This is a genomic window from Caballeronia sp. GAWG1-5s-s (genome assembly GCF_023631445.1).
Taxonomy (GTDB): domain Bacteria; phylum Pseudomonadota; class Gammaproteobacteria; order Burkholderiales; family Burkholderiaceae; genus Caballeronia.
On the sequence record NZ_JALQDC010000010.1, the window covers coordinates 37,714 to 51,552 of the forward strand.

The following is a 13,839-nucleotide window of genomic DNA, read 5'->3' on the forward strand; positions in this document are numbered from 1 at the left end:
GTGCTACGACGCCAGCGCGTCAATCGTGCGCGCGATGCGCCGCCTGCCTGGTGGCTTGCCAAACCTTTAGTGCGTCTACGGTCTCGGCCACGTCGTGCACACGGATGATGGCCGCGCCGCGTTCGGCAGCGCACACCGCCGCCGCGATGCTTGCGAACACGCGCTCGCTCGCGCTGCGACCCGTGACGGCGCCGAGCATCGATTTGCGCGACATGCCGGCCAGTAGCACGCGACGCGTGCCGACTGGCAGCGTTGCCGCGAGTTCGGCAAGTAGCGTGTAATTATGCCCGACGGTTTTGCCGAAGCCGTAGCCGGGATCGAATGTGATGCGATTCGCCGCAATGCCCGCCGCCGTGAGCGCGGCGAGCCGCTCGGCAAAGAAGTCTCGCACCGAGGCGACCACGTCTTCATAGACCGGTTCGTGCAGTTGCATCGTGCGGGGCTCGCCGAGCATGTGCATCACGCACAGTCCGCAGTTGCTGTCCTTGACCGCATCGAGCGCGCCGTCCTGACGCAGCCCCCAGATGTCGTTGATCATGTCCGCACCGGCCTCGAGCGCGGCGCGCATCACGGCGGGCTTGTAGGTATCCACCGAAAGCGGAACCTGCACGCCGCGCAATGCTTCGACAATCGGGACGACGCGTTCGAGCTCTTCATCGAGCGGCACGGGCGGCGCACCGGGACGCGTCGATTCCCCGCCGATGTCGATCATGTCCGCGCCATCGGCAAGCATCTGCTCGGCGCGCGCCAGCGCCGCGTCGCGGGAAAGGAAGCGGCCGCCGTCAGAAAAGGAGTCCGGCGTGACGTTAAGGATACCCATGACGAGCGGTCGCTCGAACGTCAGCGTGAAACGGCCGCATTGCAGCGGCTCAGCGAGTGCGGGGGAGGAAGTGAGCGTGGTCAAGCGAATGGGCGAGAGCGAGTGACTGGGCGTTCGACCCGGTAGAACCCGGGCCTGAAAATAAAAATGGGCCGGCGTGTACTGCACGCCGGCCCATGATACGACTCGGGAAGCTTAGGCCGGCGCGGTTGCGCTACCCGGCTTCACTTCGGTGCCGCTATTGCCGCTCGAGGGCGAGTCGCCCGACGGCGGCGGCATGTTCTTCGGCGGACGCGGCGGACGGCCGGCCATGATGTCGCTGATCTGGTCCGCGTCGATGGTTTCCCATTCGAGCAGCGCCTTGGTCATGGCTTCGACCTTCTCGCGGTTGTCTTCCAGCAGCTTGCGCGCAAGCGCGTACTGCTCGTCGAGAATGCGGCGGATTTCAGCATCGACCTTTTGCAGCGTCGCTTCCGAAACCGTCTTCGACGCGAGCTTGCCGAACATGCCGTCCGGTTCCGTGTCGACGTACACCATCGTGCCGAGCACGTCGGACATGCCGTAACGCGTCACCATGTCGCGCGCCATCTTCGTTGCGCGCTCGAAGTCATTCGAAGCACCGGTCGACATCGAGTTGAGGAACACTTCTTCCGCTGCGCGACCGCCGAACAGGATCGCGATTTCTTCCAGCATCTTGTCGCGATACAGGTTCACGCGATCATGCTCCGGCAACTGCCACGTGACGCCCAGCGCCCAGCCGCGCGGCATGATCGTGACCTTGTGAACCGGGTCCGCATGCGGCAACAGCTTGGCGACCACCGCGTGGCCCGACTCGTGGTACGCCGTGTTGCGGCGTTCCTCTTCGCGCATGACCGCCGACTTGCGCTCCGGACCCATGAAGATCTTGTCCTTCGCGTCCTCGAAATCCTGCATTTCGACAATCCGCTTGCCGCGACGCGCCGCAAAGAGCGCCGCTTCGTTCACGAGGTTCGCGAGATCCGCACCGGAGAAGCCCGGCGTGCCGCGCGCGATCACCGATGCGTCCACGTCGTTCGCAATCGGCACCTTGCGCAGATGCACCTTCATGATGTGCTCGCGGCCGCGGATATCCGGCAAACCGACGTACACCTGACGGTCGAAACGACCCGGACGCAAGAGCGCCTTGTCCAGCACGTCTGAACGGTTCGTCGCTGCGATCACGATGACGCCGGAATTCGCCTCGAAGCCGTCCATTTCGACGAGCATCTGGTTCAGCGTCTGCTCGCGCTCGTCGTTGCCGCCGCCCATGCCCGCGCCGCGATGACGACCGACCGCGTCGATTTCGTCGATGAACACGATACACGGCGCATGCTTCTTCGCCTGCTCGAACATGTCGCGCACGCGGGCCGCGCCCACGCCGACGAACATTTCCACGAAGTCCGAACCCGAGATGCTGAAGAACGGCACCTTGGCTTCGCCCGCGATGGCGCGCGCCAGAAGCGTCTTACCGGTACCCGGAGGGCCGACCAGCAGCACGCCGCGCGGAATGCGCCCGCCGAGCTTCTGGAACTTCTGCGGATCGCGCAGGAAGTCCACCAATTCCGACACTTCTTCCTTGGCTTCGTCGCAGCCGGCCACGTCCGTGAAGTTGATCGCGTTGTTGTTTTCGTCGATCAGCCGCGCTCGCGACTTGCCGAACGAGAAGGCCCCGCCTTTGCCGCCTCCCTGCATCTGCCGCATCATGTAGAACCAGAAACCGATGATCAGGATCGTCGGCCCGAGGTAGTACAGCGCGGAGACGAGCGCATTCGGTTCATCGTCAGCCTTGCCGCTGACCTGAACGCCATATTTCATCAGATCGCCGACCATCCAGATGTCGCCGGGCGACACGATCTGGTACTTCTGGCCGTCTGTCGGAGTGACCGTGAGATTGCGCCCCTGAACCGTGACGTTCTTGACCTTGCCGTTCTTCGCGTCGTCCATGAACTGCGAATACGACACGCCTTCCTGGACGCGGGGCTTATCGAACTGCTTGAACACCGTAAACAGCACCAGTGCGATCACGAGCCACACTGCCGCTTTAGAGAACATATTGTTGTTCAAAGCACCACTCCTCACTCATAGACGGGCGCCTACATAAACCTTGCGGCGCCACCAAAGCATTCTAATCCAGACCGCTAACCCCTGCCATAAGGTTTCACTACCGCCTAAATAGCGTTAGATGGTCTTTTTTCGGCATAATCCGCGAAAATATCGCTGAAATTCGCCGACATCGTTTAAGCGGGTCCGGCAGCCGGATTTTTGAGCCGCCGCCCGAGGATGAAAGTCTCGGACGATTTATCCCGAGACGCCTTGGGCTTGCGCGGCGCGACGACTTTGAACTGGTGCTTGAACTTCTCGACGATCTGGCTGTAGCCGCTGCCATGAAAACATTTGACTAGCAGCGCACCCTCCGGTTTCAGATGGTTTTGAGCGAATTCCAGCGCCAGGTCGCAAAGATGCTCGATCCGCGCCGCATCCGCACTTGCTACTCCGGAGAGGTTGGGGGCCATGTCGGAGATTACAAGGTCGACTTGCCGCTCACCGACGATTTCGTCCAGTTGCGCGAGCACCGAGTCTTCGCGGAAGTCGCCCTGGATGAACGTGACGTCCGCGATCGGCTCCATCGGCAGGATATCGAGCGCGATGATCGTGCCGTCGATGCCGCCCTCGCGCTGCGCGTCGCGCTTCGAACCCTGCGCGAGCTTGTTGCGCGCATACTGGCTCCAGCTTCCGGGCGTCGAACCCAGATCGACGATGACCTGCCCCGGCCTGATGAGCTTGTCCTGCTCGTCGATCTCCTTGAGCTTGTACGCCGCGCGGGCCCGATAGCCCTCGCGCTGCGCCATCTTCACGTACGGATCGTTGATGTGGTCATGCAACCACGAATGATTGAAGCGATTCTTTGCCATTCAAGCTGAACTCATGCCGCATTCGTGCGGCGTGGAAGGTGTTTCGGTGGCGCGAGCAGTCCGCGCCGATGCGTGGTCTCGGGATTGCGTGCGCGAAATCTTGCAGCAACATGCGGCGCTTTTAGCGGATAATACGCGTCTTGTCGGCCGGAACGTTTCCGCGGGCGCCCGAATGCGCCCGGCAATCGCGTCTCCGGCCTATTTTGTTTTTGGCGGCGGTCCACCTCGACCGGCCGAACCCGGCCATCTTGCCGGCTTCTTCGCACTTCGCATTACGCGTTTGGCACGCCGTCAGGCCCGCGCCGCCCTATTTTAGTCGACTCCCCAATTTCTCATGCCAGCTCTCGAACTCTCTCCTGCCCAACGCTCCGACCTGCGCTCCCAGGCCCATGCGCTCAAGCCCGTCGTGCTCGTCGGCGCGGAGGGTTTGACGGATGCCGTGCTGAACGAAATCGGCGTGCACCTCGAAGCGCACCAACTCATCAAGATTCGCGTGTTCGGCGACGACCGCGAAGCGCGCATCGCCATTTACGACGAAATCTGCGACCGCCTGAACGCAGCGCCTATCCAGCATATCGGCAAGCTGCTCGTCATTTGGCGGCCGGAAGGCGCCGCGCCGGCCAAGAGCCGCAACACGCGCACGCGCAGCACCATGCCGCCGAGCGCGGCCGAAGCCATCGAGCGCCCTTCGAAGGGCCGCGCGCCGCGCATCGTCAAGGCCGTGAAAATCTCCCGCGATGCGCCTGCGTTCAAAAAGCCGAAGAAGCAGACGCTCAAAGTGCTCGGCAACGAGCGCGTGACCGCGGGCGGCAACGTCAAGCGCGCGAAGAAGCGTCAGACGAGCACGAAGCGCCAGCATCAGGCCGCGAAGTAAGCAGCGCGGCGCGAGAACGTCCGCGCCGCATGCGGCCACGGCGCGGATTAGCTCCGCGCGCGCTTGGCCGCCATCTTCGCCGATTTGTTCTTCGGCACGATGGCGCTAGGCGCACTGCCCGGCAAGCGCCACACGAGCGCGATGCCGAAAAGACATTCGATCAGATAGATGGCGCTCGATATGCCGTGCAGAATGCCGAACTGCCGCGCATACGGCGAACTGGCGAGATCGGTGCCGGCTGCCTGCGCCGCCATGCGCAGCGAGTTCATGAACGGCTGCAACGCGAAGTAACCGGCGAGCACGCACACCAGCATGACCGCGACAATCCACCGCACGCGCTTATAGTCCGCGATACCGCTTTTCACGAAGCGATTGCCGATCAGAATCAAAAGCAGCGCGCTGACGACGCCCACGAACGCCTCGATCCTGAAGTACTGCGCGGCCACCGATCCGGCCATGGCGGAGTCCAGCATCGAAAAGAGAACGGGCGTGGCAACGAGGCCGAGCGTCAGCAGGCTGCCGACCCAGAGCATGCTAACGATGCGAAAAACGCGGTGCGCGATGGCCATCAGACGTAACGGACAGCGATGATTTCGTACTCGCGCGCGCCGCCCGGCGCCTGCACCGACGCGACGTCGCCTTCCGACTTCGAAATGAGCGCGCGCGCAATCGGCGAGCTCACCGAGATCAGGCCGTGATCGATATCCGCTTCGTCGTCGCCGACGATCTGGTAGGTCACGGTGTCGCCGGATTCCAGGTCTTCCAGTTCGACCGTCGCGCCGAACACCACGCGGCCGTCGGCATCCACGGTGGTCGGGTCGATCACTTGCGCCGCCGCCAGCTTCGATTCAAGTTCGGCGATCCGGCCCTCGATGAAGCCCTGCTTCTCCTTCGCGGCATCGTATTCTGCGTTTTCAGACAGATCGCCCTGCGCGCGCGCTTCCGCGATCGCGTTGATGACCGCCGGACGCTCGACAGCCTTCAGGCGTTGCAATTCGTCGCGCAGCAACTCCGCGCCGCGCTTGGTCAAGGGAATCGTGCTCATAGACAACCCAAAGCAAAAAACAGCCGTAAAAAAATTACCGCGGTTAGCGCATCTCCCGTATGAGGAGATACCGCTCAACCGCGGCTCGTGTTACTTAGACCAGTCGTCGAAGCCTTAGTTTAGGCGAGCATGCAAGCCTTGTAAATCATAGACTTCCAAATCGCGCAGATAACGCAGGCCTTCCACGGCGGCACGCGCGCCCGACATCGTCGTGTAGTACGTGACCTTGTTGGCCTGCGCGCTCATGCGGATGGAGCGCGAATCGGCAATCGCCGCGCGGGTTTCATCGACCGTCGTGAAGACGAGCGCGATCTCGCCGTTCTTGATCATGTCGACGATATGCGGCCGGCCGTCCTTCACCTTGTTGACGACCTTCACCGGCACGCCCGCCGCCGCGATGGCCGCAGCCGTGCCCTTGGTCGCGACGATCGGATAGCCGAGCTCGTGCAGCATGCTCGCCACTTCGACCGCCTTCGGCTTGTCCGCGTCCATCACCGTCAAGAGCACCGTGCCCGATTCCGGCAAGCGCGAACCGGCCGCGAGTTGAGACTTGAAGAGCGCCTCGCCGAACGTGCGGCCCACGCCCATCACTTCGCCGGTCGAACGCATTTCCGGTCCGAGAACCGGATCGACCGTCGGGAACTTGACGAACGGGAACACCGCTTCCTTCACGCTGAAGTACGGCGGCACGATTTCCTTCGTCACGCCCTGCTGCGCGAGCGTCTGACCGACCATCGCGCGCGCGGCGATCTTCGCGAGCGGCAGGCTCGTCGCCTTCGACACATACGGCACCGTGCGCGATGCGCGCGGGTTCACTTCCAGCACGTAGATGACGTCCTTCTTCGTGCCGTCTTCCTGCGGAACCTGCTGGATGGCGAACTGCACGTTCATCAGGCCGACGACGTTCAGCGCCTTGGCCATCGCCGCCGTTTGACGCTTCAGCTCGTCGACGGTCGCATCCGACAGCGAATACGGCGGCAGCGAACAGGCCGAATCGCCCGAGTGCACGCCCGCCTGCTCGATGTGCTCCATCACGCCGCCGATGAACACGGCTTCGCCGTCCGAGATGCAGTCGACGTCGCATTCAATCGCGTCGTTCAGGAAGCGGTCGAGCAGCACCGGCGAATCGTTCGACACCTTCACGGCCTCGCGCATGTAGCGTTCGAGGTCGCGCGGCTCGTGCACGATTTCCATCGCGCGGCCGCCCAGCACGTACGAAGGACGCACGACGAGCGGATAACCGATCTCTTCGGCGAGCTTCAGCGCTTCGTCTTCGGTGCGCGCCGTGCGGTTCGGCGGCTGACGCAAGTCGAGATCCTTCAGCAGCTTCTGGAAGCGTTCGCGGTCTTCGGCGGCGTCGATCATGTCCGGCGACGTACCGATGATCGGCACGCCGTTCGCCTCGAGGTCCAGCGCGAGCTTGAGCGGCGTCTGGCCGCCGTACTGCACGATCACGCCGACCGGCTTTTCCAGATCGACGACTTCGAGCACGTCTTCGAGCGTCAGCGATTCGAAGTAAAGGCGGTCGGAGGTGTCGTAGTCCGTGGACACGGTCTCCGGATTGCAGTTGACCATGATGGTTTCATAGCCGTCTTCGCGCATGGCAAGCGCGGCGTGAACGCAGCAGTAGTCGAACTCGATGCCCTGCCCGATCCGGTTCGGCCCGCCGCCGAGCACCATGATCTTTTTCTTGTCCGTCGGATTCGCTTCGCACTCGTCCTCGTACGTCGAGTACATGTAGGCGGTCTTCGTCGCGAATTCGGCCGCGCACGTGTCGACGCGCTTGTACACCGGACGCACCTTCAGTTCATGGCGCTTCTTGCGCACGTCGGCTTGCGTCGAGCCCGTCAGCTTCGCGAGACGCCGATCCGAGAAGCCGCTCTTTTTCAGATACAGCAGTTCGTCACGCGTGAGGCTCTCGAGGGTGCGGCCTTGCAGCGCCTTTTCCTTCAGCACGATCTGTTCGATCTGCGCGAGGAACCACGGATCGATCGACGTTTCCTCGAAAATTTCCTCGGGCGTGAGGCCGAGGCGGAACGCGTCGCCGAGATACCAGATGCGGTCCGGGCCCGGCTCGCCGATCTCGCGGATCACTTCGTCGCGGCTCGTGGTCTTTTCGTCGAGACCGTCCACGCCGACTTCCAGACCGCGCAACGCCTTCTGGAACGACTCCTGGAACGTGCGGCCAATGGCCATCACTTCGCCGACCGACTTCATCTGCGTCGTGAGACGCGAATCGGCCTCGCGGAATTTCTCGAACGCGAAACGCGGCACCTTCGTCACGACATAGTCGATGGTCGGCTCGAACGATGCCGGCGTCTGTCCGCCGGTGATCTCGTTCTTGAGCTCGTCGAGCGTGTAGCCGCACGCGAGCTTCGCGGCGACCTTGGCGATCGGGAAGCCCGTCGCCTTCGATGCCAGAGCGGATGAGCGCGACACACGCGGATTCATCTCGATGACGACCATGCGGCCGTCCTTCGGGTTGATCGCGAACTGCACGTTCGAGCCGCCCGTGTCCACGCCGATCTCGCGCAGCACCGCGAGCGACGCGTTACGCAGCACCTGATACTCCTTGTCGGTGAGCGTCTGCGCGGGCGCGACGGTGATGGAGTCGCCGGTGTGCACGCCCATCGGATCGAGGTTTTCGATCGAGCACACGATGATGCAGTTGTCCTTTTTATCGCGGACCACTTCCATCTCGTACTCTTTCCAGCCGAGCAGCGATTCTTCGATCAAGAGCTCGCGCGTCGGCGATAGATCGAGACCGCGGCGGCAGATTTCTTCGAACTCTTCCTTGTTGTACGCGATGCCGCCGCCTGATCCACCCAGCGTGAACGACGGCCGGATCACGGTCGGATAACCGCCGCTGCCGGTCGCTTCGGCGATCTGCGCCTGCACGGCGAGCGCCTCTTCCATCGAATGCGCGATACCCGACTTGGCCGAACCGAGGCCGATCTTGGTCATCGCGTCCTTGAACTTCTGGCGGTCTTCCGCCTTGTCGATCGCTTCCGGCGACGCGCCGATCAGCTCGACGTTGTACTTGTCGAGCACGCCGTGATGGAACAGGTCGAGCGCGCAATTGAGCGCGGTCTGCCCGCCCATGGTCGGCAGGATCGCGTCCGGGCGCTCCTTCGCGATGATGCGCTCGACCACTTCCCACGAGATCGGCTCGATGTAGGTGACGTCCGCCGTGTTCGGATCGGTCATGATCGTCGCGGGATTGCTGTTGACGAGAATGACCTTGTAGCCTTCCTCGCGCAGCGCCTTGCACGCCTGCGCGCCGGAATAGTCGAACTCGCACGCCTGACCGATGATGATCGGGCCCGCGCCGATGATGAGAATGCTCTTGATGTCTGTGCGCTTCGGCATAACTGTGCTCAGTGGTGTTCTTTATGCGGCGACCTTCGCCGTCTCCATCAGCTTGATGAAGCGGTCGAACAGATACGCGATGTCGTGCGGGCCCGGCGACGCTTCCGGGTGGCCCTGGAAGCAGAACGCGGGCTTGTCGGTCAGCGCGAAGCCTTGCAGCGTGCCGTCGAAAAGCGAGACGTGCGTGACCTTGGCGTTCGCGGGGAGCGTCGCGGCATCGACCGCGAAGCCGTGGTTCTGCGACGTGATCACGACGCGGCCGTCTTCCATGTCCTTCACCGGATGATTCGCGCCGTGGTGGCCGGTCTTCATCTTCGTGGTCTTGGCGCCGACGGCGAGCCCCATGATCTGATGCCCGAGGCAGATGCCAAACGTGGGAATGCCGCGCTCGATGAATTCGCGCGTGGCGGCGATCGCGTAGTCGCACGGTTCCGGGTCGCCGGGGCCGTTCGACAGGAAGATGCCATCCGGGTTGAGCGCCAGCGCGTCGGCGGCGGTCGCTTCGGCGGGAAGCACGGTCACGTGGCAGCCGCGCTCGGCCAGCATGCGCAGAATGTTGTACTTCACGCCGTAATCGAACGCGACGACGCGGAATTTGGGCGCGTCCTGCGTTCCGTAGCCGCTGCCGAGGCGCCATTCGCGCTGGGTCCACTCGTAGCGCTCTTTCGTCGACACGACCTTCGCGAGGTCCATGCCGGCGAGTCCGGGGAACGAACGCGCGAGTTCGAGAGCCTTCGCTTCGTCGTCGCTGCCGGCGAGAATGCAGCCGTTCTGCGCGCCCTTGTCGCGCAAAATGCGCGTGAGCTTGCGCGTGTCGATGCCCGCAATGGCGGGGATGCCTTGCGCCTTCAGATAGTCGGAGAGGGTTTGCTCGGAACGGAAATTCGAAGCGAGCACCGGCAGATCACGGATGATGAGGCCGGCGGCATGGACTCGGCTGGCTTCGACATCTTCGGCGTTGACGCCGACGTTGCCGATATGCGGATACGTCAGGGTGACGATCTGGCGGGCGTAGCTCGGATCGGTCAGGATTTCCTGATAGCCGGTGATCGCGGTGTTGAACACCACTTCGCCGATCGTCGAACCTTCGGCGCCGATCGATTGACCACGAAAGACCGTGCCGTCGGCAAGTGCGAGAAGTGCTGGGGAGAATGACGGCAACACGGGAAGCTCCTTGGGGGAACACCCTGTTACCGACCTGTCTGTCCGAAATTCAGGCGTGGGGCCGCGGCACGAAGCGAGCGCGGGCATCCTTGCGCGAGGGCGGCGGCTTACACGCGGGAAACCCGGGAATCGCGGCTCGGACCAGCTTGCTCGCACTAAGCGAACGAGGTTGCGGAGCGGACGATTGCGTGCAGCGCGCGCTGCCAGGCGCAGCGAACGACGGTGTATGGGAGGTAGGCGCTAGGGTGCGGGTTGATATGCTCAAACCTTCGAATTATAGCGTGAAATCAGACGTTTCGCCAAATTTCGGAAGTCTCCGCTTGCCGCGGCCCGGTTTCCTGCGACACCTCTACGATGCAGTCCGGTCGGCCTTGTGTAGCACGCGGCTCGGCAACACGTACCAGACCGCGCTCGAGAGCTTCCATGCGATCAGCACGCCTTAGACCGGCACGTGCGCGCCGGCAGGAAGTGACCCGAGCGAAATTCGCGTTGGTTATCCCGCCGCACCTTCTCGCTATCCATCTACGATGCAGTCCGCCCAGCCTTGTGCAGCACGCGGCTCGGCAACACGTACCAGACCGCGCTCGCCAATTGCAACGCGATCAGAATGCTCCACACCGTCACATGCGCCGCTGCCGGATAGTGACCGCCTTCCGGCGTCCAGCGCGAAAGCACCGCGCCCACGCCGACCTGGAACCCGAAGATCAGCAGGAAGATCACGAGCGTAAGCGTCGTCGTCGCCCGGCCGATCATGTGCGAGGGGAAGTACTCCGCCATTACCGCGTAGCTCAAAATGCCCGTGCCGCCGAACACGCCGTACGCGGCAAGCAGCGTCGCGGGCGGCAGCGGCACGCGCAGCACCATCAGCACCTGCACGAGAACGTAGAGCGCCATTCCCACGCCGCAGAACGCGTAGACGGACACGCCGCGCCGCTCCATGCCGCGCGCCGCCGCGCCGAAGCCGACGCAACCGAGCATCATCGCGAAGCCGAGCACCGAGACGAGCGCGGCGGCGTGCGCGGGCGTCAGGTTCATCACGTCGAGCAGATAGGGGCGGATCCACAGCGATTGCATCGCGTAGAACACGCCCTGCGTGACGACGGAGAACGACGCGATCTTCCAGAACGCGCCGCTTTTGAGGATGTGCCAGGTGCCCTTGAACTGGCTGATGACGTCGGCCTGATGATGCGAGTCGGCGTTGCGCGGCGCGAAGAGCGCGATGGCTGCCGCGACGACGAGCGTGAACACGCCGAGGCCGATCGACACCTGCCGCCATGTCGTCGTCTGCAACAGCGATGCGAGCGGCGAGCCGACGACCACCCCGCCGAGCCCGCCGACCGCCATCGTGAAGCCGTTGACGAGCGGCAGGCGCGCGACCGGAAAATGCTGCGCGGACGCCTTGAACGCCGCGCTCAGACAGACGGAAACGCCTACGCCGATCAGCAAGCGCCCCACCATCAATCCGCCCAGCCCGTGCGACGCCCCGAACGTCCAGATGCCGGCCGCCGCGAACACCAACATGCCGGCGGTGACGCGGCGCGGCCCGTAGTGATCGAGCAGCACGCCGACCGGAATCTGCGCGATGGCGAAGCCGATGAAATAGAGCGACGTCAGCAAGCCGAGATCGGCGGCGGACAGACCGAGATCATGCGTGATGAGCGGCGCAAAGCCGAGGTTGACGCCGCGAAACACGTACGAGACGAAATACCCGGCGGCGAAGAGGAAGAACACCCGGAGACGAACGGAGGACGGCATGCGCTGGACAGTTGTTCTTTTGAAACGCCAGTTTAACTGCGCCGCCAAATGAAAACGCCGTCACCTTGGTGACGGCGTGGAATAAGCGGGAGCGCGCGCCGCGCTGGCCTTATTTCTTCTTGGCCTTGGAACCGCCCGAATGCACTGCGGCGTGCTTCTCCGTCCTGGCCGAGGCAGCGGACTTGGCGGAAGCACCCGTCTTCGGCGAGATCGTAGTCGACACGCGCGTGAGCGTATGTCCCGGCGCCTTGCCGTGCGGCGTTTTCGCGGTGACATGCGTGCCGATTCGGCTGACGCCGCCCGACGAACGGCTCGACGCCGCCACCGTCTCGACTCGCACCGGGCCCGGCTCGGCCGGCACGGCGCGACCGTAAGGAACGTGCAGCACGACCACTTGCCCCGGCATGAACATATCGCGATGCGTATGGTTCCAGGCGCGCACCTGCGCCACTGATACGTTGTAGCGGTCCGCCAGCGTCGCGATGGACTGCTTGCGGCGCACGCGAATGGCCATCTTGCGCGTGTCGGGCACGTCGCGCTCGACCGCGAGCATCGCGTTGGCGGCGACGTCCGCGCTGATGTCTTCGTCGTCGTCGTCCGTGCGCGGCACAACGATGGTCGAACCCGGCTTCAGACGCATGCCCGCCGGAATGCGGTTGACCGACATCAGCGTGTCCGCGTCGACGCCGATCTTCTCCGCGATGGCCGCGGGCCGCGCCCGCTCCGTCACTGTATATGTGGTCCACGACGACAACGCGCCCGTGTACGAACCGAGATTGCGCTGGAACGTGGCGGCGTTGTCGAACGGCAGCAGGATTTGCGGATTCGTCGCGCCGAGAATGACCGGCTTCGAGAACGACGGATTCAGCGAGCGGAATTCCTCGACGCTCATGCCGGCGAGCTTCGCGGCCATGGTCACGTCGATATCGCGCGCGGTCGTGACCGTGACGAAGTATGGGTGATTCGGAATGTCCGGCAGCGCGAGACCGTACTGCTGCGGATTCGTCACGATGTTCTTGACGGCCTGCAGCTTCGGCACGTAGTTACGCGTCTCGTTGGGCATGCGCAGGCTTTCGTAGTCGGTCGGCAAGCCGGCCGCTTCGTTGCGCGCGATTGCCCGCTGCACGTTGCCCTCGCCCCAGTTGTATGCGGCGAGCGCCAGGTGCCAGTCGCCGAACATGTCATGCAGACGCGAGAGATAGTCCAGCGCGGCGCTCGTCGACGCAAGCACGTCGCGGCGCTCGTCCTGCCACATGTTCTGCTTGAGGTTGTAGTCGCGGCCGGTGCCCGGCACGAACTGCCACATGCCGGCCGCCTTCGCGACCGACAGCGCCTGCGGGTTGTACGCCGACTCGATGAACGGCAGAAGCGCCAGTTCCGTCGGCATATGGCGCTGCTCCAGTTCCTCGACGATGTGATACAGGTACTTCTGCGAGCGCGTGGTCATGCGCTCGACGTAATCCGGACGCTGCGCGTACCAGTTCACCTGCATGTCGACGAGATCGCTTTGCAGGTCGGGAATCTGGAAGCCATTGCGAATGCGGCTCCACAAGTCCGCCGAACCGGCGAGCGAAGTGACAGGCGTCTTGTCGACGTTGATGGTTTCCTTGGCGGCTGCGGTGCGGCGAATCGTGTCCGCGACTTGTTGCTGCGAGGCGGCGGTAGGAGTGGCGGAAGTAGGATCGGAGGCGGGCGCTGTCGGCCCCTGGCTGGCGCACGCGGCCAGCGTCAGGACGGATAGCGCACTTAATGTTAGTCGCATGAACGTCTCGGCTTCCAAAAGATATGCTTGGAAATTTGGAGCCGATGGTACGGAACCGAACCTAGAACGTCAATAAGAATGCACGTAAAACCCCTGCAAAATCTTGCATCTATCGCCGTT

General features: G+C 63.5%; 10 protein-coding genes. 1 reads left to right on the plus strand and 9 read right to left on the minus strand.

Translation table 11 applies throughout. From position 1 onward, the window contains the following. Positions 1-19: 19 nt before the first annotated feature. The 3 genes from folP to NCR34_RS09650 all read right to left on the minus strand — a co-directional run bounded on the left by folP (position 20) and on the right by NCR34_RS09650 (position 3,750). The gene (gene folP, locus NCR34_RS09640; protein WP_250499723.1) at positions 20-820 is read right to left on the minus strand and encodes a dihydropteroate synthase; all 801 of its coding nucleotides are present in this window, start codon (positions 818-820) and stop codon (positions 20-22) included. Positions 821-1,015: 195 nt separating this feature from the next. Next, a complete protein-coding gene (gene ftsH / locus NCR34_RS09645; RefSeq protein ID WP_175944393.1) occupies positions 1,016-2,902 on the minus strand; it encodes an ATP-dependent zinc metalloprotease FtsH in 1,887 nt (628 codons plus the stop codon). A 173-nt stretch (positions 2,903-3,075) separates the two neighbouring features. Then, positions 3,076-3,750: an RlmE family RNA methyltransferase gene (locus tag NCR34_RS09650; protein WP_250499724.1), complete on the minus strand. Its 675-nt coding sequence runs from the start codon at positions 3,748-3,750 to the stop codon at positions 3,076-3,078. Between the two features lie 334 nt (positions 3,751-4,084). Here NCR34_RS09650 and NCR34_RS09655 point away from each other — a divergent pair, with 334 nt between their 5' ends. Beyond that, the gene (locus NCR34_RS09655) at positions 4,085-4,624 is read left to right on the plus strand and encodes a YhbY family RNA-binding protein (RefSeq protein WP_250499725.1); all 540 of its coding nucleotides are present in this window, start codon (positions 4,085-4,087) and stop codon (positions 4,622-4,624) included. Between the two features lie 47 nt (positions 4,625-4,671). Here the strand turns inward: NCR34_RS09655 and NCR34_RS09660 are convergent, their stop codons facing one another. From NCR34_RS09660 to NCR34_RS09685, 6 genes are all read right to left on the minus strand, one after another. After that, positions 4,672-5,157, minus strand: a complete 486-nt coding sequence (locus NCR34_RS09660) for a DUF4149 domain-containing protein (RefSeq protein WP_284506523.1) — start codon at positions 5,155-5,157, stop codon at positions 4,672-4,674. Between the two features lie 35 nt (positions 5,158-5,192). Next, entirely contained in the window at positions 5,193-5,669 is a 477-nt protein-coding gene (gene greA / locus NCR34_RS09665; RefSeq protein ID WP_175944399.1) for a transcription elongation factor GreA, read from the minus strand. A 114-nt stretch (positions 5,670-5,783) separates the two neighbouring features. Beyond that, positions 5,784-9,038 carry a carbamoyl-phosphate synthase large subunit gene (carB, locus tag NCR34_RS09670; protein ID WP_250499726.1) on the minus strand — a complete coding sequence of 1,085 codons (3,255 nt, stop codon included), beginning with the start codon at positions 9,036-9,038 and terminating at the stop codon, positions 5,784-5,786. Positions 9,039-9,059: 21 nt separating this feature from the next. After that, positions 9,060-10,202 (minus strand): glutamine-hydrolyzing carbamoyl-phosphate synthase small subunit, encoded by a 1,143-nt coding sequence (carA, locus tag NCR34_RS09675; RefSeq protein ID WP_175944403.1) that lies wholly within the window; start codon positions 10,200-10,202, stop codon positions 9,060-9,062. Between the two features lie 522 nt (positions 10,203-10,724). Then, positions 10,725-11,957 carry an MFS transporter gene (locus NCR34_RS09680; RefSeq protein ID WP_250499727.1) on the minus strand — a complete coding sequence of 411 codons (1,233 nt, stop codon included), beginning with the start codon at positions 11,955-11,957 and terminating at the stop codon, positions 10,725-10,727. 109 nt (positions 11,958-12,066) lie between these two features. Beyond that, positions 12,067-13,719 carry a transglycosylase SLT domain-containing protein gene (locus tag NCR34_RS09685; protein ID WP_250499728.1) on the minus strand — a complete coding sequence of 551 codons (1,653 nt, stop codon included), beginning with the start codon at positions 13,717-13,719 and terminating at the stop codon, positions 12,067-12,069. Positions 13,720-13,839: the final 120 nt, after the last annotated feature.